This window comes from Microbulbifer bruguierae (assembly GCF_029869925.1).
Taxonomy (GTDB): Bacteria; Pseudomonadota; Gammaproteobacteria; order Pseudomonadales; family Cellvibrionaceae; genus Microbulbifer; species Microbulbifer bruguierae.
This window is the reverse complement of sequence record NZ_CP118605.1, coordinates 3,802,005-3,819,262: the sequence shown is the minus strand read 5'-3', so window position 1 is coordinate 3,819,262 and position 17,258 is coordinate 3,802,005. Positions and strand designations below refer to the sequence as shown.

Below are 17,258 nucleotides of genomic sequence, written 5' to 3'. Positions count from 1 at the left end.
TACAACAACAAGTAGTGATTACTTGCCGTCTTTCTTGTCGTCTTTGACTTCTTCGAACTCAGCGTCCACGGCCTCATCCCCACCGGGCTGTGCCTGCTCGGCTTGCTGCGCTGCGGCTTCACCGGCCTGGGCCTGCTCCGCGTACATCTTCTGCGCTACCGGACCGGAGGCTTCGGTCAGCTTGGTGGTGGCGGCTTCCATAGCTGCCTTATCGTTGCCTTTTACAGCTTCCTCGGCTTCTGCCAGAGCGGCGTCGATCGCGGATTTTTCTTCCGCAGTCGCCTTGTCACCGGCTTCTTCCAGGGTCTTCTTGGTGGCAGAGATCAGGCCATCGAGGGTATTGCGGGTAGTTACCAGCTCCTCGAACTGCTTGTCCGCTTCGGCATTGGCCTCGGCGTCCTGTACCATTTTTTCGATTTCTTCATCGGACAGGCCGGAAGAAGCCTTGATCTGGATGGACTGCTCTTTGCCGGTCGCCTTGTCTTTCGCGTGCACATGCAGGATGCCGTTGGCATCGATATCGAAGGTCACTTCGATCTGCGGCATACCGCGCGGTGCCGGCGGGATGTCGGCCAGGTCGAAACGACCCAGGGACTTGTTCTGTGCCGCCTGCTTGCGCTCACCCTGCACCACGTGAATGGTCACGGCAGTCTGGTTGTCGTCTGCGGTGGAGAACACCTGGGACTTTTTGGTCGGGATGGTGGTGTTCTTGTCGATCAGCGGAGTCGCCACGCCACCCATGGTTTCGATACCCAGGGTCAGCGGGGTTACGTCCAGCAGCAGTACGTCTTTCACGTCGCCGCCCAGTACCGCACCCTGAATCGCAGCGCCCACGGCTACCGCTTCATCCGGGTTTACGTCCTTGCGCGGCTCTTTGCCGAAGAACTCGGTTACTTTGGCCTGCACCATCGGCATACGGGTCTGGCCGCCGACCAGGATCACTTCGTCCACACCGGAAGTAGAGATATCCGCATCCTTCAGGGCGATTTTTACCGGCTCCAGAGAGCGGATTACCAGGTCTTCTACCAGGCTTTCCAGTTTGGCGCGGGTCAGTTTTACCACCAGGTGCTTCGGACCGGTGGCATCTGCAGTGATGTACGGCAGGTTCACTTCGGTCTGCTGGCTGGAGGAAAGCTCAATCTTGGCTTTTTCCGCCGCTTCTTTCAGGCGCTGCATGGCCAGGGGGTCGCCCTTCAGGTCAATACCCTGATCTTTCTTGAACTGCTCTGCGAGGTAGTCGATCAGGCGCAGGTCGAAGTCTTCACCACCGAGGAAGGTGTCACCGTTGGTGGACAGTACTTCAAACTGCATTTCACCGTCGACATCGGCAATCTCGATGATGGAGATATCGAAAGTACCGCCACCCAGGTCGTATACCGCGATGGTGCGATCGCCACCTTTCTTGTCCAGGCCGTAGGCCAGGGCTGCCGCGGTCGGCTCGTTGATAATGCGCTTCACATCCAGACCGGCGATACGGCCGGCATCTTTAGTGGCCTGGCGCTGTGAGTCGTTGAAGTAGGCCGGTACGGTGATCACCGCAGCGTCTACTTTCTCACCGAGGAAGTCTTCCGCGGTTTTCTTCATTTTTTTCAGCACTTCCGCAGAGATCTGCGGCGGTGCTTTCTTGTCGCCCTTCACTTCTACCCAGGCGTCGCCATTGTCGGCTTCAACGATGGAGTAAGGCACCATTTTGATGTCTTTCTGTACCACGTCGTCTTTGAACTTGCGGCCGATCAGGCGCTTGACGGCGTACAGGGTATTGGTCGGGTTGGTCACAGACTGACGCTTGGCAGACTGGCCGACCAGTACTTCGTTGTCGTCAGTGAAGGCAACGATGGAGGGGGTGGTACGGTCGCCTTCGGCGTTCTCGATTACACGCGCCTTGTCGCCGTCGAGTACAGCCACACAGCTGTTGGTAGTACCCAGGTCAATACCGATGATTTTTCCCATTTGTATGATTCCTCACTCTGCGGCGCGCGCCTTCACTATGCCTGGCGCTGCGCGGTTGTATTCGGTTGAAGCTTATATTGGTGCCGCCGTTTCATTTTCAAGGGCGCCCAGCCAAATGTCGTTCCGACAGCGGCACACGGATGTGCCGACCGCAAAGCAACGTATTCCGTTGTATTGCGGGAGCCCGGTGCGGACACGCGCCGCAGCGGGCGTTTTTCCATGATGTAGGGGAGCATCACGGAAAACTAAACACGCTCAAAAAATCAGGGTGCCTTGCTGACAACCACCATCGCCGGTCGCAGCAGACGGCCGTTCAAACGATAGCCTTTCTGGAACACATCCAGCACGGTGTTGGGCTCCACATCCCCGTTCGGCACCTGGGTCATAGCCTGGTGCAGCTCCGGATCGAACGGCTCGCCGGCCGGGTCGATCACTTCCACACTGTACTTGCCCAGCGTGTCGAGGAAGGACTTGTGGGTCAGCTCGATACCTTCCACTACCGCCTTATGCGCCTCGTGCTCACTGTCGATTGTGGACAGGGCCCGCTCCAGGTTATCCACCACCGGCACCAGGTCCTTCAGCAACTTCTCCAGGCCGAACTTGTGGGCCTTTTCCACGTCCTGCTGGGCGCGACGGCGGGCATTCTGCACCTCCGCCTGGGCGCGCAGCACCATGTCTTTGTGCTCGGCGAGCTGTACGTGCAGGGAGGCCACCTCCGCTTCCAGTGCGCTCTCACCGGCATCTGCTGCCAGCTCCGCTTCCAGCGCCTCTTCGGCGGCGTGCTGCTCTTCCGGGCTGGGGGTTTCCATCTCGGCGTGGGCTTCTTCGCCGATCTGCTCTTCTTCGCTGCGCTCTTTGGCCACTGCTCTCTCCGTCTGTGTCCGCTGGTCTACTGCCAAATAGGTCAAATGACTGAAACCCGGTTTAGCCAGGTCTGGCCCCGGGATGCAGAGGTATATGGGGGCAGCACTATGCACTTCAAGTGTCCCGTCACCGGCGAAATGAAGATCCACCCGCGACCAGCAAATATACCGGGCCGTGCACCGCCCCTGCGCGAGCTACCACTGCGATCTGCGCACATTTCTCCGCTCAGGGTGATTGAAAGGATGCCGCCAAATACTGTATAAACAACCACTGTTTAGATAGCCATGAAAATAATCCCATGTTGCTACATCTGTCTATCAGCCAATTCACCCTGGTCGACCAGCTCGAGCTGGAGTTCGGCCCCGGTACCAGCACCCTGACCGGCGAAACCGGCGCGGGTAAATCCATCACCCTCGACGCTCTCGGCCTCGCCCTCGGAGACCGTGGCAATGCCGAGCTGGTACGCGCCGGTGCCAACCGGGCGGACATCCACGCCACCTTCGATATAGCCGATCACAAAGAGGCCCGCGACTGGCTGGAAGAACAGGAGCTGGATGCCGGCCGCGAAGTAATCCTGCGCCGCACTATCGGCGCCGACGGCCGCTCCCGGGCCTATATCAATGGCCAACCGGTGACCCTGCTGCAACTGCGCACCCTGGGGGAGCAGCTGATCGATATCCACAGCCAGCACGAGCACCAGTCCCTGCTGAAAAAGGAAACCCACCGCCGATTGCTGGATGAATACGGCCACGCCGAGGGCCAGGCCGCCGAAGTGCGTATTCACTTCAAGACCTGGCAGGACCAGTACCGGCGCTACCGCAAACTGGCCGACAGCGCCGAGGAAACCCAGGCGCGCCGGGACCTGCTGGAATACCAGCTGGAAGAGCTGGAGCAGCTGGACCTGAAAGCCGGGGAACTGGAAGAACTGGAGAGCGAACAGCGCCAGCTGGCCAATGCCGGTGACATCCTCAACGGCAGCTACCAGCTTGCCGCGCTGCTCAATGGCGGCGAAGGGGATATCGCCGAGCAACTGCACCGCGCCCTGCAACTGGTCGGCGCCATGCCCGAACAGACCCCGGCGCTGGCGGAAGTGGCGCAGATGCTCGACAGCGCCCGCATCCAGGTAGATGAGGCGGCCAGCACCCTGTCCCGCCATATCGACCGCTTCGAGATGGACCCCGAGCGACTGGCAGAAGTGGAAGAGCGCCTGTCTGCCATTTATTCTGTAGCACGCAAGCATCGGGTTCAGCCGGACCAACTGCCGGAACTGCAGCTGCAATGGCAACAGGAACTCGAAGAAATCGGCGCGCCAGATGCGCTCGACAAGATGGCGGCGGATTGTGATCAACTGGAGCAGGCATACCGCACCAGCGCCGCCAAACTGACCAAACTGCGCAACGCCGCCGCCAAGCAACTGGCCACCGCCGTCAATGCACAGCTGGCCGACCTGGCCATGCCCCATGCACGGGTGGAGCTGGCGCTCACAGAGCAGGAAAAACCCTCTGCCAGCGGCCTGGAGGAAGTGGAGATACTGATCTCCACCAACCCGGGGCAGCCGCCACGGGCACTGGGCAAGATCGCGTCCGGCGGCGAACTTTCCCGGGTCAGTCTCGCCGTTCAGGTGGTCACTGCCCAGACCTCCCGCACCCCTACCCTGGTATTTGACGAGGTGGACGTCGGCATTGGCGGTGCGACCGGCGACGTGGTCGGCAAGTTGTTGCGTCAATTGGGCGAACGCGGCCAGGTTATCTGCGTCACCCATCTTGCACAGGTGGCAGCGCGCGCCCACCGCCAGTATCTGGTGGAAAAGCACAGTGATGGCGAAGCTGCGTTCGTGGCCCTGCGGGAGTTGAAAAACGCCGAGCGCAGTGCCGAAGTCGCCCGCATGCTGGGCGGTGAAGCTACCGCGCAATCCCTCGCCCACGCGGAGGAAATGCTGAGCCGCCGCTAAATCCAAGCCTCAACAGTCACAGATAAGTGGGCCCCGGACCACCACCGGGGCCCAAATTGACCGAAAGTGCACCTCAATTCACTTTATACTGCTGCGCCTTTCTGAAGTTGCCCTGACTACACTATCGGGCAGAGAATTCGGTCAAATCATGCAAATTACCATTTTCAACACCCCCATCCTTACCCCCTGCCTGCGCCTGGTTGCACGTCTGCTCCTGAAATTGCACGGCTGGAAAGTGGTCGCCGACGAGCGCGCCCTGAAGCTGAAGAAGTATGTGCTGCTGGCGGCGCCACACACCTCCAACTGGGATGGCTACTTCTTTATCCTCGCTGCGCTCAAGTTGAAGGTGAACCCGCAGTGGATGGGCAAAGACAAACTGTTCAAATTCCCTCTCGGCGCCACCATGCGCTGGTTCGGCGGCATCGCGGTGGACCGTAGCAAGGCCAACAATCTGGTGGAGGCGACCGTCAATCAGTACCGGGAACGGGATGCGCTGGTGATTGCGGTACCGCCGGAAGGTACCCGAGGCAAGACCGAGCGCTGGAAAACCGGCTTCTACCACATCGCCCGCGGCGCTGCAGTGCCGGTAGTTTGTGGATTTATCGACTTTGCCAAGAAAGAAGCTGGCATGGGGGCGGTAATGGAAATGGGCGACAACCTGGCCCAGGAGCTGGCCCGACTGGGCGCGTTCTACGCGACCAAGACGGGCAAATACCCCAACGACTACACCGCGCCCGTGTAATTGTCGCGGCGCGCGAGCCGACGACGACGACGACACACTGACAACAAAAAAAGGGGAGCCGCAGCTCCCCTTTTTACATCTGACCCTCAACTGGAGAATCAGGCTTCCTTTTTCTTCACATAGAGCACCAGACTGTGGCCGGTCAGTTCGTAGCCATGCTCTTCTGCGATCTGGTGCTGCAGCTCTTCGATCTTCTCATTGTGGAATTCGATCACCCTGCCGGAATCGGTGCAGACCATATGGTCGTGGTGATCCCCGCGATCCAGCTCAAACACGGAGTGGCCGCCATCAAAGTTGTGGCGCATAACCAGGCCGGCGCTCTCGAACTGGGTCAATACCCGGTAAACGGTAGCCAGGCCGACATCCTCTCCCGCCTCCAGCAGCATTTTGTACACATCCTCAGCACTCAGATGCTGCTCGCTGGCGCTTTCCAGCAGCTGCAAAATTTTGACTCGCGGCAGGGTGACTTTGAGGCCCGCTTTGCGCAGTTCCTGATTTTCATTCGACATGAGTATTAGTTTCCGGATGTGTATGCTCGTAATAATCGTGTGCCGCCTGTCGGCAGGCGTACAGTTCGGGTATTATCCACGCCCAATGAAGGTAGCGGAACCCCACTGGAGTTATCACGCTGATAGTCGCCACAACCGTCGGTGAGTATTTACTCACCCAGCACAGTGGCGTAGCGGGAAAGGCCGCAAGGATAGTCAGAAGATGTTCCCGGGAACTATCTCGTATTATTGGCGACTATCTCTAGATCGGCGAGATACCTCTTCAGGTACGGCCTCGACCAGTACGACCTATATTAGGTACGGCCTGAAACAAGGGATAGTGCCTCTGCCTCCAACCGGGGTAGCGCTGCCAACTACGGACCAATAAAAATTCAGATGGAGCATTCAATGCCATCAGCTGTACGAATTCTGTTCATTGCCGGCCTTTGCAGCCTGGCCACCGCCTGTAGCCTGTTTAAATTCCCCGGTGTACACCGTATCGAGGTCCAGCAGGGCAACATCATCACCCAGGAGATGATCAACCAGCTCAAGCCGGGCATGACCCGCCGCCAGGTGCGCTTTGTACTCGGTACCCCACTGCTGGAAGATACCTTCACTCCCAACCGCTGGGACTACATCAACCGGGTCCGGGATCCCGACGGCAAAGAGAGCCAGAAGCGCTTTACCGTCTACTTCAACGGCGATCTGTTGATCGAAACCAGCGGCGACTGGCAGCCCACCGGCTGGCCCTGATCCCCGCGAACACCCGCCGGAGCCTGCTTCCAGACTCCGGCAATAATTATCCCCTGGGGATCTACTCCCCGTGCGCCTGCCGCTTGGCCTTTTCCGCCCGCTGCTTGCGCGCCTCTTTCGGATCTGCGATCAGCGGTCGATAGACCTCCACCCGATCCCCCGGCTGCAACACATACTCCGAAGCGACCGCCAGTCCCTTGGTTCCAAGCGCCTGACCGAAGATACCGAGCTTCGCACTGGCCGGGTCCACCGCCGGATATTCCCGGGGAATACCGGACAACTCCAGTGCCTGCAACGCAGTCGTACCCGGTTCCACCAGCAGGCTGATCAAGCGCTGCTCGTGCGGCAACGCATACACGACTTCAACGGCGATGGTTTTCTGGCTCGTCATTCTTTCTGTCCATAAATCTGCTTGGCGCGCTCACACATGGCGTCCACCATCTGATTGGCAATCCCGCTGAACAGTTTGCCCGCCGCAGCGCCGAGCAGGCGATTCTGGGCGCTGAATGCCAGGCTAAACGCTACCTTGCACGCATTCTCAGCGAGCGGAGTAAACGTCCAGCAGCCATTGAATTCACTGAATGGGCCATCCACCAGCGCCAGCTCCATTTTTTGCGGACGCTGCAAGCGATTGCGGGTAACAAAGCTCTGACTGAAACCCGCACGGGAGAGATCGAGGCGCGCCTCCAGGGTATTTTCATCCTGACGCAAAATTTCTGCCCCCCGGCACCCGGGCAAAAACTGCGGGTAACTGGCGACATCATTCACCAGGTCAAACATCTGCTCGGCACTGAACATCACCAGAGCACTGCGTTCAATTTTTGTCATCGTTCAAAACTTGTCGGTTACTCAAACACTACTGCCCAAAGGCATTTTTTTGCCTATCTTGTGTCACACGGGCAATTTTCGTCCACGCTGCTACTCAAGGCGGATAAATCCTGCAACAATCGGCTCTTTATCCGCCCGCGGCATTCCGGGCTGGCGCGGCCGTGTTGCTCGATCCGGCCGCTCGAATCATTCAGACGACAAGAATAACAGGCAAGCGAGTAATTTATGTCCGCAGCTAGAGAACATTTTGGGTCCCGCATTGGGTTTATTCTGGCTGCCGCGGGTTCCGCGGTAGGTATCGGCAACCTGGTGTCCTTCCCGGTCGCCGCCACCAAAAGCGGCGGTGGCGCCTTCCTGCTGATGTATGCGCTGTTCGTTTTCCTGATCTGCCTGCCGGTGATGATGGCGGAACTGGCCCTCGGCCGCAAAAGTGACAAAGATCCGGTGGGCGCCTACCGCCAGCTCTCCGGCGGTTCGAAACTGTGGCGCATTCCCGGCTGGATGGCCCTGATCACCCCGTTCATGATCGCGGTGTTTTACCTGGTGGTCACCGTCTGGGTTCTGGGTTACTTGGTGGAAACCCTGATGGGCAACCTCTCTAACCTGACCAGCAAAGATCATTTTGACAATTTCATCAATTCCAAGTCGGTGTTCCTGTACCTGATCGCACTGATGCTAATTGTCAACGGCGTGCTGTCCAAAGGCGTTAGAGGTGGTATTGAACGCGCGGCCAAAACCCTGATGCCGCTACTGTTTGTGATGCTGTTGGGCTTGGTCGCCTTTGTATTGACCCAGGAAAACGCCATCATCGGTGTCAAGTACTACCTCATTCCGGACTTCAGCAAGCTCAATACGAGCATGGTGAGCAAAGCCATGGCCCAGGCCTTCTTCTCGCTGTCGCTGGGCATGGGTATTATGATTACCTACGGCTCCTACATGAAGCGCCAGGATTCCATCCCCGGCTCCGCCCGCTCGGTGGCCATCACCGATACCCTGGTGGCGTTTACTGCCGGCCTGCTGATCCTGCCAGCCATCTTCCACTTTAATCCAGAGGTAAAAATCAAAGAACTGGAAGGGGGGGCCGGCTTAATTTTCAACTTTCTACCTAAAATTTTTCTATCGCTGCAGAACACCATCGGCTACGGCGGCGCCAGCGCAATTGCAGCCATCTTTTTTTTCCTGGTGTTCGTAGCTGCCCTCACCTCGCTGGTGTCGATCATCGAGGTTCCGGTTGCTACCTTGCGCGATGAACGTGGTATGGACCGCAAGAAAGCGATTTACACCATCGCCGCCATCCAGTTTGTACTGGCCTGCGCCTGCGCCATGTCTTCTGGTATGGCCGGGTGGCTCACTAGTTTTGTGACCATCGGTGGCAGCGAAAAATCGTTTTTTGGCTTGGTAGAACTCCTGTTTTACGACACCATACTGCCCCTGAACGGCTTTCTGGTCTGTGTGTTCGTGATCTACAAATGGAAACGGGCCAACCTGGACCGGGAGCTGCAGGAAGGTGACCCAGCATTCGCCGGCTCTCTATCGCAGAGATACGTCAATTTTGCTCTGGGCACCTTTATCCCGCTGATCCTGCTGCTTGTTTTCATCATCACGGTGGCAGACAAGTTTTTCGGGCACAAGTTTTTCTAGAGACCAAGCATTAGTTGTACTTATGGCAAAAAAGAAGAAAGCCCCCACTTCCAACACCATCGCCCTGAACAAAAAGGCCAAGCACGACTATTTCATTGAGGAAAAGTTTGAGGCGGGCCTGGAGTTACAGGGCTGGGAAGTGAAATCCTGCCGCGAAGGCAAGGCCCAGCTCACCGACAGTTATGTGCTGTTCAAAAACGGACAGGCGTGGCTGCTGGGTGCGCGTATTCAGCCACTGAGCAGTGCCTCCACCCACTTTGTGACCGAGCCCGACCGCACCCGCAGACTGTTGCTGAACCGCAAGGAAATCGCCAAGATGATGGCGGCGGTGGAGCAGAAAGGGCATACCTGTGTGTGCACTGCGCTGTATTGGAAGAAGCACCTGATCAAGTGCGAAATCGCCCTCGCCAAGGGCAAGGCCCTGCACGACAAGCGCGACACCGAAAAAGAACGCGACTGGAACCGCGAGAAGCAGCGCCTGATGCGCCATGATCACCGCTGATCCGGCACAAGATTTTAAAGAACTCCCTGTAGGAGCCTGCCTGCAGGCGAACCAAAACACGTTCGCCTGCAGGCAGGCTCCTACAAGAGCAAACCGCACACAAGAATAACGACGAGACTTACCATGAGTGCACCGCGAGGACAGTTCACCTCCAACTTCGGCTTTCTGATGGCCGCCGCCGGCTCTGCCGTCGGCCTCGGCAATATCTGGGGGTTTCCCACCAATGTCGCCGCCAATGGTGGTGCCGCCTTTGTGGTGGTGTACCTGCTTCTCGCGTTTATGCTCGCCTACCCGGTGTTGATGGCGGAACTCTCCATCGGCCGTCACGCCCGGCGCAACATGGTGCAAGCCCTGCGCGGCATCTCCACCGGCCCGGTAAGCCGCGGCGTGGGCACCATTGCCGGCTTTAGCGGCATCATCGTGGCTTCCCTGATTCTCAGTTTCTACGCGATTGTCGCCGGCTGGATGGTGGCACACCTGGCAGACCCGTTTGCCACCCTGATGGGGGCAGAAGAAAGTGCACAGTGGCTCACCGGCAACAGTGCCGCGCGCAACCTCACCTTTACCGCCATCTTCAGCGGCCTCACTATGCTGATCATCGCCAGCGGCGTGGAGAAAGGGATCGAGCGCTGGTCCACCCTGTTGATGCCGGCGCTGATCATTCTGCTGTTACTGCTTATCGCCTATGTGCTGTTCCAGCCCGGTGCCATGCAAGGGCTGGAAGCCTACCTGATCCCGGATTTCAGCAAGCTGTCACCGCAGCTGATGCTGTCCGCCATGGGCCAGGCCTTCTTTTCCCTCTCGCTCGGTGTCGGCACCATGCTGATCTACGGTTCCTACCTGAGCAAACAGGAAAGCCTGCCGCGCCTCGGCGCACTGGTGACACTGATCGACGTGGGCATCGCCTTCACCGCCGGCCTGCTGATCCTGCCCGCCATGTACGTTGCGCAGGAAGCCGGCACCCAGATCTACTCCGAAGCGGGCGAGCTCATCGCCGGCCCCGGCCTGATCCTGCAGGTACTGCCGGCCCTGTTCGACACCATGGGCCACAGCGGCCTGTTCGTCGCCATCGCCTTCTTCGCGCTGATGTTGATTGCGTCCCTGACCTCTTCCATTTCCATGCTGGAAGTACCGGTGGCCTTCGCCATCGAAAATCTGGGTATGAAACGCAAGCCTGCGACCCTGCTGACAGGACTGGTCATCTTTGCCGTCAGCAGCCTGATCATCTTCAATTTCGACGCTCTGTTCGGACTGGTGGTATCCGTCAGCACCGAGTATGGCCAGCCGCTGCTCGGCGTGGTGCTGTGTGTGTTCGCCGGCTGGATCTGGCGACGTGATCAGTTGCTCAAGGAGCTGCAGGAAGGCCACCCGCACATCGAACAGACTCTGTTCTGGAAGATCTGGCCCTGGTACGTGCGCATCGTCTGCCCGCTGCTGATTCTGGCCGCCTTCGTACAAACTATGCTGTAATTGCCCTTTGAGGGCCGCAACCAGCGGCCCTCCCTGTTGGTGATGTACCCTGCCTACCATGCCCCCGAGAAAGTCTCCCCCCAGATTCCGTCAAAGCCCCACCGCTAAACCCACGGCAAGCCAATCAGGCAAAGGCCAACGCAGCGCCCAGGTTCCGCGGGGCAACCCCGAGATCACCATCGAGCGCCTGAGCCATGAGGTGCGGGGTATCGCCCGACACCAGGGTAAAACCCTGTTTGTGGACAACGCCCTGCCGGGAGAAAAAGTCAGGATTCGCTACACCGCGAGCCGTGCAAAATTTGATGAGGCCGTGGCGATTGAGATTCTCGAACCCGCCGACAACCGCCGCACGCCCCCCTGCCCTTACGCAGAAACCTGCGGTGGCTGTGCCCTGCAACACATGGCACCGGAAGCGCAGATCGAAGCCAAGCAACAGATCCTGCTGGAACAATTGCAGCGCTTCGCCCGTGCGGAGCCGCAAACCCTGCTGCCACCGCTTGCCGGTCATCCGCTCGGCTACCGCCGCAAAGCCCGCCTGGGTGTGCGCTACGTAAAGCCGAAACAAGGCGGCAAACCACAGCTGGTACTGGGCTTCCGGGAAAAAGGATCCAATGACCTCACCGACATAGAACAGTGCCCGGTACTGCCTGCAGATTTTTCCGCACTGATCCCCGCCCTGCGCACCGTCGTAGAAACCAGTGAGGGGCGTCGCAGCATCTCCCATATCGAGGTGGCCATCGGCGACGATGCCACCGCGCTGGTCATTCGACACCTGCAACCGCTGTCTGAGCGTGACCGCCAGCACTGGCTCGACTTCGTCCAGGTCCACCAGTTGCACCTGTACCTGCAGGGCGGCGATGACACCGAAAAAGCCTGGCCGGCAACCGGTCCCGACCGGCTTGTGTACGAACTACCCGCCTTCGGCGTGAAATTGCAGTTTCACCCGCAAGACTTCATTCAGGTCAACCTCGAGATCAACCGTCTGATGGTGGACCGCGCCCTGGAACTGCTCGATGTACAAGCGGAAGACCGGGTACTCGACCTGTTCTGTGGCCTCGGCAACTTCACCCTGCCCCTGGCCACCCGCGCCCGCGAAGTCGTCGGCGTCGAGGGACTGCTGGCACTCACCGAAAGGGCGCGGGAAAATGCCGAAGCCAACGCACTGCACAACATCCAGTTCCAGGCCGCCGACCTCACCGGCGACTTCACCCGCAGTCCCTGGGCCAGAGGCGGCTTCGACAAAATCCTGCTGGACCCACCCCGCACCGGTGCGCTCGAAGTGGTGCGCAACATCAGCCACTTCAATGCCGCGCGCATCGTCTACGTCTCCTGCAACCCCGCCACCCTGGCACGGGATGCCGCGGAACTAATCCAGCGCGGATACCGTCTTAGTAAGGCAGGCGTAATGGACATGTTCCCCCACACCACCCATGTGGAGTCCATCGCCCTGTTTGAACGGCAGTAACTGGATGGTCACTAAATTTCGTCACCGCCCTATGGCGGCCCGTGACCTTCAGGTATACTCGCCGCAACGCAAATGCGTTTCGTACTGAGCTGCTTCACCGCAGCCGCACAGACAGAGTTTCCGGGGATGACTTGGATTCGACGTTGGTGGCGAAACCATGGGTGCATGCCGTGAGGGTAGCGAATCACGTAAATCCAAAGCTGCAATTTATTAGTTGCCAACGACGACAACTACGGTGCCCAACTGGCTGCTTAAGCAGCCCGTGAAGCACTAACTAAGGGTTCGCCCTTAGCGGCCTTCAGTAAGGTTCCAGTACCGCGCTGCAGGCTGTCATACAGAACTGGATCGTCCTGAAGCGTACCTGACGTGGATGGCCTAAAACTTATTCAGGCTCGCTCTTCACGTCCTGCCCGCTGGGCTGTAAAGAGCTAAATCAATAGGCGGAACTAAGCATGTAGAGCCTCTGGCAGAGTGCTGACGGACGCGGGTTCGACTCCCGCCATCTCCACCAAATCACTGTCTCAGACAGACTCAAAAAGCCTCGAAAGCCCAGTGTTTTCGGGGCTTTTGTGTATCTGGGGCATCTCAGTTAGTCTAATGCAACCCGTCCAAATCCAACCCCAGTTGGCCGGGTTTATGGACGGGTTGAGCCCAGCGGCACCGTCCAACCCGTCCAATCCCGGAAGGAAGGCGTAACCATGCCGTTGTCAGATACCAAGATACGGGCTCTGAAGCCCCGCGACCGCAAGTACATCGAGGCCGACGAGAAAGGGTTGGCCATCGAGGTCACCCCCACCGGGTCCAAGCGCTGGGTATTCCGATTCCGCCTCCACGGCAAACGGCCAGAGATGGCGCTGGGGCTCTACCCAGACATAAGCTTGAAACGGGCTCGAGAGCTAAGGGACGAAGCGCGTAAGTATGTCGCCGAAGACATAGACCCCCGCGACGTAAAACGCGCCCGTAAAGAATCCGCTCTGGAAGCCAACCGCAACAGCTTTGCCGCAGTCGCTGAAGAGTGGTTTGCCGCAAAGATGGCGCACCTCTCCAAGTCATCCAAAGACCGCGCTCACCTTGCGTTGAGCCGCGACTTGAACCCCTATCTGGGCAAGCGCCCGATTTCTGAAATTACCCCACCGGAAGTACTGCGCTGCCTGCGCCGAATCGAAAGCCGGGGGACTCAGGAAACGGCCCACCGAGTTAAGCGTGTAGCGAGCCAGGTATTTCGCTTTGCCGTGGCCACAGGCAAGGCCGACCGCGATCCCACTACCGACCTGACTGGGGCCCTCACTCCCACCAAGAAAAAGCACCTTGCCGCGATTACCGATCCCGCGGAAGTGGGCCGCCTGATGCTAGCCATAGAGGGGTATCAAGGTACCCCGGTAGTGAGAACCGCCCTCAAGCTGTCCCCACTGCTGTTCTGTCGACCGGGAGAACTACGGAAGCTGGAATGGTCGGAAATCAATTGGGAAGCCAGCCAGATAGAACTGCCAGGCGAGAAAATGAAAATGGGTGAGCCGCATATCATCCCGCTGGCGGAGCAATCACTGACTCTGCTGCGGGAGCTGGAGCCCCTCACCGGGCGCGGCAAGTACGTTTTCCCATCTGCCCGAGGCATGAGCCGCCCCTTATCCGATAACGGTGTCAGAACGGCTCTGAGGTCGCTTGGCTATGACAACGAGACCATGACCGCACATGGCTTCCGCGCGATGGCCAGAACACTGCTAGACGAGGTTCTGGGCTTCCGGGTGGAATACATCGAGCACCAACTAGCTCACGAGGTGAAAGACACCCTCGGCCGCGCATATAACCGCACCAAGCATTTACCTCAGCGCGCGACCATGATGCAGAAATGGGCAGATTACCTGGACAGTCTGAGAACTCAGGCCGGAGCGGGAAACGTGATCACAGCAAAGTTTGGCGGCCAATAAGAAACAACCGAATTTCAGCGCCTAGGGTAACTCTTAAAAAGCCGCTCCCCTTGGTGACCTGGTGCTGAACCTAAACAAGGAATCCTCTTTTAGGGAGAGAGAATGAAGCCTAGGTACAAGTCCCGTGAATGGCTGCTCTTGGAAGAAGCCGCGGAATACCTGTCTAAAGAACTCAAAGAACCCTTTGGTGAAAGAGACATGCTCGCCCTTCTGCTGGAAGGCACCCTCCCTATTTATTGGCATCTACACTGCCACCACGCGGAAGAAGCCATTCCTGGCACCTGTTTCAAGGATCACAGTAACTACCGGGAGGGCCATACCCCTTATTGCGCATTCCCAGCCCCAAATGGCCGCTTCGAAGAGCTTTCTGGCCCCCATGAAATATTAACGGGCGACGACCCAGAGCTGAATCGAGCAATAATTACTAATATCCATAACGCATTGTTCAGGAAAGCTACTCCCATCTCTGAAGCAGAGGTCGCCGTCACAGATAAAGAGGGCACATGGTGGCGGTTGCTTAGATTCGAAAAGGGATCATCTGCAACACTAAGCGGACGGCTTAACTACTCAACGGTAGTAACACTTCCACAACTGGGGGAGATTGTCGTTTTGCCTTCCGACGTGGAATCTCTTATCTCAAGCCTAACACCAGGTATGGCTACTCCTGCAATCGTATCAGAGGCTCACCAAAGCCTCACAAGGCCTCACTACTGGGGAGAGGACCTGCAAACATTGGCCAGAGCGGCTGATAAATTTTGGAAGAACGCAGACCCCGGTGATCCGACAACCTTCCCTAAAAGCAAAGACGTAATTGCATGGCTAGAAGAGCGTGGCATCTCGGGAAGAGCGGCCACAGCGGGAGCTGCAATGCTCCGCCCATCGTGGGCAAAGAAAAAGTAGTGACACATCTCTCGCCCCACCACATCTAGCTTTCCGCCATAGTGTCACATCCCTAGTGACACTATGGCATATCCTCCGCTATTCATTTGTCCAAGGTTGCCCAATAAATTGCGTGTCGGCACATAGAAATCTAAGGAGAGCCGACACATGAATTCTGAAAACCAGCTACATCTAATTAACCCTCACGCCATGTACCGCGCCAAAGACTGCGCCGATCTGTTTCGCGTTGGACTGAGTACATGGTGGGGGTGGAGCAATGACGGGAAAATTGAACGAGGAATCAAAATTGGACCACGCACCACAGTATGGACTGGGGAGTACTTACTGACTCTCCGAGAAGGCTTCATCAGCACAGCGCGTAAGGAGGGCTAATCATGAAAAAGTCTCCTCTCCCACCGGCACAGGGCGAATCCGATAAAACAAATACCACAGTCAACATACAGCCAGCCAAAGACCCGACCAAGCTGGAGCGTGTGCTGGCCTACCTAGCCACCGGGCGCAGCCTCCACCGCTTTGAGGCGGAGCAGGAAGTAAACGACCACTGTCTGCCCAGCACCATGAGTAAGATTAAGCATGACTTGGGTATTCCTTACCTAGTGAGATACGAAACGCTATCCGGCTGGAATGGCCACCCTACACGGATCGCCCGTTACTGGCTGGAGCAAGGCGAGCACGCACAAGCCTGGCAACGAGTTTTTGCAATGCGCAAGCGCCGGGGAGTATCACCATGAAGTGCCCAAAGTTCGACAAGTGTAACGCCCCCATCTGCCCATTCGATGATGAACGAGACAAACGTGCCTACATAAAGGGCGAGCGGGTGTGCATGTACATGCTGGAATATGTAAAGCCTGGCGGTGCAGAAAAAATTCGGGGGACTATGGGAGACATAGGGGCGGATGCAATAGGCAGGGCCACCCAAGGAGTAGAAAATCGCTGGAAGCCACTACTCCGGCGGCTGTGGACTGCCTCCCAGACACCGTCTCGGCTTGGGGCTTCGTCATGAAAGCTGTCGTGGAGATAGAACAGCCGATCACTATCCTCATGGTCGTAGATACCTACTCAAAGCGGGAAGCACGAGCTCTGGCCACTCAGACACTACAGGGCACCACTGAAACCGCCCCCGAGGCGGTAGGCAATCCAGTTGCCGAGGCACCCTGTATCCGTCGTGTGCGCAAGCTGGGGGTGTAATGGCCAGGGGATACAAGCAAGGAAAGCGGCGAAAGGGGAGCCCGCCGTTTTCCGCGTTTCCACGCCAGATGCTAGAACACCCCAATTTCGCCGCGCTCAGCTATAGAGCAAAGGCTCTGCTTTTTCCAATGGCTAACCAGTACAGGGGGAGCAACAATGGGGACCTTTGCGCAACCCTCAAGGTATTGAAGCCATACGGCTGGACCAGCAACGACCAGCTAAGAAAAGCACTCAAAGAGCTTCTGGAGACCGGATTTTTGATACTAACCCGCCAAGGACGGCGCCCAAACGTAGCGAGCTTGTACGCGATCTCCTGGCAGGCGATTGATGAGTGTGGCGGTAAACTTGAAGTGAACCCGACAGCGGCGCCCCCGCATACATGGAGGAACCCTTGCGCGTAAATTTCGATTTTCCGATGTCCGCGGTGCGGCCCACGCTAGGCCGCCAGACGGCCCAGCGGGGGGAAAGTTTACCCTCCCCCTAGGCCGTCACGCGGCCCAGTATTCGGGATTTCCCCCCATTCACTAGGCCGCCACGCGGACACCTTTATAGATATATACCATGTACCCGTATGGCAACTAACTAGCT

The 17,258-nt window shown here is 57.9% G+C and carries 16 protein-coding genes and 1 other RNA gene; 12 read left to right on the top strand and 5 right to left on the bottom strand.

Features of this window, described 5'->3' with window-relative positions; all coding sequences use genetic code 11:
- Positions 1–18 precede the first annotated feature (18 nt).
- Together dnaK and grpE are read right to left on the bottom strand one after the other, a co-directional pair.
- Entirely contained in the window at positions 19–1,950 is a 1,932-nt protein-coding gene (dnaK, locus tag PVT68_RS15755) for a molecular chaperone DnaK (RefSeq protein WP_280319665.1), read from the bottom strand.
- A 263-nt stretch (positions 1,951–2,213) separates the two neighbouring features.
- Positions 2,214–2,813, bottom strand: a complete 600-nt coding sequence (gene grpE / locus PVT68_RS15750; RefSeq protein ID WP_280319663.1) for a nucleotide exchange factor GrpE — start codon at positions 2,811–2,813, stop codon at positions 2,214–2,216.
- A gap of 299 nt (positions 2,814–3,112) precedes the next feature.
- On the opposite strand from grpE, the gene recN reads away from it, so the two are divergent.
- Positions 3,113–4,765 (top strand): DNA repair protein RecN, encoded by a 1,653-nt coding sequence (gene recN / locus PVT68_RS15745; protein ID WP_280319661.1) that lies wholly within the window; start codon positions 3,113–3,115, stop codon positions 4,763–4,765.
- 148 nt (positions 4,766–4,913) lie between these two features.
- Positions 4,914–5,507, top strand: a complete 594-nt coding sequence (locus PVT68_RS15740) for a 1-acyl-sn-glycerol-3-phosphate acyltransferase (RefSeq protein WP_280319658.1) — start codon at positions 4,914–4,916, stop codon at positions 5,505–5,507.
- A 98-nt stretch (positions 5,508–5,605) separates the two neighbouring features.
- Here the strand turns inward: PVT68_RS15740 and fur are convergent, their stop codons facing one another.
- A complete protein-coding gene (fur, locus tag PVT68_RS15735; protein ID WP_280319655.1) occupies positions 5,606–6,016 on the bottom strand; it encodes a ferric iron uptake transcriptional regulator in 411 nt (136 codons plus the stop codon).
- A 387-nt stretch (positions 6,017–6,403) separates the two neighbouring features.
- Between fur and PVT68_RS15730 the strand changes: the two genes are divergently transcribed.
- Complete coding sequence (locus tag PVT68_RS15730) at positions 6,404–6,748, top strand: outer membrane protein assembly factor BamE (RefSeq protein WP_280319652.1); 345 nt, start codon at positions 6,404–6,406, stop codon at positions 6,746–6,748.
- Positions 6,749–6,809: 61 nt separating this feature from the next.
- Here the strand turns inward: PVT68_RS15730 and PVT68_RS15725 are convergent, their stop codons facing one another.
- Both PVT68_RS15725 and PVT68_RS15720 read right to left on the bottom strand, forming a co-directional pair.
- On the bottom strand, positions 6,810–7,139 hold the full coding sequence (locus PVT68_RS15725) for an RnfH family protein (protein WP_280319650.1): 330 nt from the start codon (positions 7,137–7,139) through the stop codon (positions 6,810–6,812).
- Positions 7,136–7,576 (bottom strand): type II toxin-antitoxin system RatA family toxin, encoded by a 441-nt coding sequence (locus PVT68_RS15720; protein ID WP_280319648.1) that lies wholly within the window; start codon positions 7,574–7,576, stop codon positions 7,136–7,138. Before PVT68_RS15720 ends, PVT68_RS15725 begins: the two co-directional genes overlap by 4 nt.
- A gap of 225 nt (positions 7,577–7,801) precedes the next feature.
- On the opposite strand from PVT68_RS15720, the gene PVT68_RS15715 reads away from it, so the two are divergent.
- From PVT68_RS15715 to PVT68_RS15675, 9 genes are all read left to right on the top strand, one after another.
- A complete protein-coding gene (locus PVT68_RS15715; RefSeq protein ID WP_280319646.1) occupies positions 7,802–9,217 on the top strand; it encodes a sodium-dependent transporter in 1,416 nt (471 codons plus the stop codon).
- A gap of 22 nt (positions 9,218–9,239) precedes the next feature.
- A complete protein-coding gene (gene smpB / locus PVT68_RS15710) occupies positions 9,240–9,719 on the top strand; it encodes an SsrA-binding protein SmpB (protein WP_280319643.1) in 480 nt (159 codons plus the stop codon).
- A gap of 123 nt (positions 9,720–9,842) precedes the next feature.
- Complete coding sequence (locus tag PVT68_RS15705; protein ID WP_280319640.1) at positions 9,843–11,189, top strand: sodium-dependent transporter; 1,347 nt, start codon at positions 9,843–9,845, stop codon at positions 11,187–11,189.
- Between the two features lie 58 nt (positions 11,190–11,247).
- On the top strand, positions 11,248–12,654 hold the full coding sequence (rlmD, locus tag PVT68_RS15700; protein WP_280319637.1) for a 23S rRNA (uracil(1939)-C(5))-methyltransferase RlmD: 1,407 nt from the start codon (positions 11,248–11,250) through the stop codon (positions 12,652–12,654).
- Between the two features lie 122 nt (positions 12,655–12,776).
- Positions 12,777–13,165, top strand: a transfer-messenger RNA (tmRNA) gene (gene ssrA / locus PVT68_RS15695).
- A gap of 187 nt (positions 13,166–13,352) precedes the next feature.
- Positions 13,353–14,582: a tyrosine-type recombinase/integrase gene (locus PVT68_RS15690; protein ID WP_280319634.1), complete on the top strand. Its 1,230-nt coding sequence runs from the start codon at positions 13,353–13,355 to the stop codon at positions 14,580–14,582.
- Between the two features lie 102 nt (positions 14,583–14,684).
- Positions 14,685–15,482 (top strand): hypothetical protein, encoded by a 798-nt coding sequence (locus tag PVT68_RS15685; protein ID WP_280319631.1) that lies wholly within the window; start codon positions 14,685–14,687, stop codon positions 15,480–15,482.
- 374 nt (positions 15,483–15,856) lie between these two features.
- Positions 15,857–16,213, top strand: coding sequence for a hypothetical protein (locus tag PVT68_RS15680; protein ID WP_280319628.1), 357 nt, complete (start codon positions 15,857–15,859; stop codon positions 16,211–16,213).
- Between the two features lie 268 nt (positions 16,214–16,481).
- Positions 16,482–16,670: a hypothetical protein gene (locus PVT68_RS15675; RefSeq protein ID WP_280319625.1), complete on the top strand. Its 189-nt coding sequence runs from the start codon at positions 16,482–16,484 to the stop codon at positions 16,668–16,670.
- Positions 16,671–17,258 lie beyond the last annotated feature (588 nt).

Coding starts and splice junctions, on each gene's coding strand:
- fur (WP_280319655.1), bottom strand. CDS start 6,016: ATGTCGAATGAAAATCAGGAACTGCGCAAAGCGGGCCTCAAAGTCACC.
- PVT68_RS15725 (WP_280319650.1), bottom strand. CDS start 7,139: ATGACGAGCCAGAAAACCATCGCCGTTGAAGTCGTGTATGCGTTGCCG.
- PVT68_RS15690 (WP_280319634.1), top strand. CDS start 13,353: ATGCCGTTGTCAGATACCAAGATACGGGCTCTGAAGCCCCGCGACCGC.
- rlmD (WP_280319637.1), top strand. CDS start 11,248: ATGCCCCCGAGAAAGTCTCCCCCCAGATTCCGTCAAAGCCCCACCGCT.
- PVT68_RS15720 (WP_280319648.1), bottom strand. CDS start 7,576: ATGACAAAAATTGAACGCAGTGCTCTGGTGATGTTCAGTGCCGAGCAG.
- PVT68_RS15740 (WP_280319658.1), top strand. CDS start 4,914: ATGCAAATTACCATTTTCAACACCCCCATCCTTACCCCCTGCCTGCGC.
- smpB (WP_280319643.1), top strand. CDS start 9,240: ATGGCAAAAAAGAAGAAAGCCCCCACTTCCAACACCATCGCCCTGAAC.
- PVT68_RS15730 (WP_280319652.1), top strand. CDS start 6,404: ATGCCATCAGCTGTACGAATTCTGTTCATTGCCGGCCTTTGCAGCCTG.
- PVT68_RS15680 (WP_280319628.1), top strand. CDS start 15,857: ATGAAAAAGTCTCCTCTCCCACCGGCACAGGGCGAATCCGATAAAACA.
- dnaK (WP_280319665.1), bottom strand. CDS start 1,950: ATGGGAAAAATCATCGGTATTGACCTGGGTACTACCAACAGCTGTGTG.
- PVT68_RS15705 (WP_280319640.1), top strand. CDS start 9,843: ATGAGTGCACCGCGAGGACAGTTCACCTCCAACTTCGGCTTTCTGATG.
- PVT68_RS15675 (WP_280319625.1), top strand. CDS start 16,482: ATGAAAGCTGTCGTGGAGATAGAACAGCCGATCACTATCCTCATGGTC.
- recN (WP_280319661.1), top strand. CDS start 3,113: ATGTTGCTACATCTGTCTATCAGCCAATTCACCCTGGTCGACCAGCTC.
- PVT68_RS15685 (WP_280319631.1), top strand. CDS start 14,685: ATGAAGCCTAGGTACAAGTCCCGTGAATGGCTGCTCTTGGAAGAAGCC.
- PVT68_RS15715 (WP_280319646.1), top strand. CDS start 7,802: ATGTCCGCAGCTAGAGAACATTTTGGGTCCCGCATTGGGTTTATTCTG.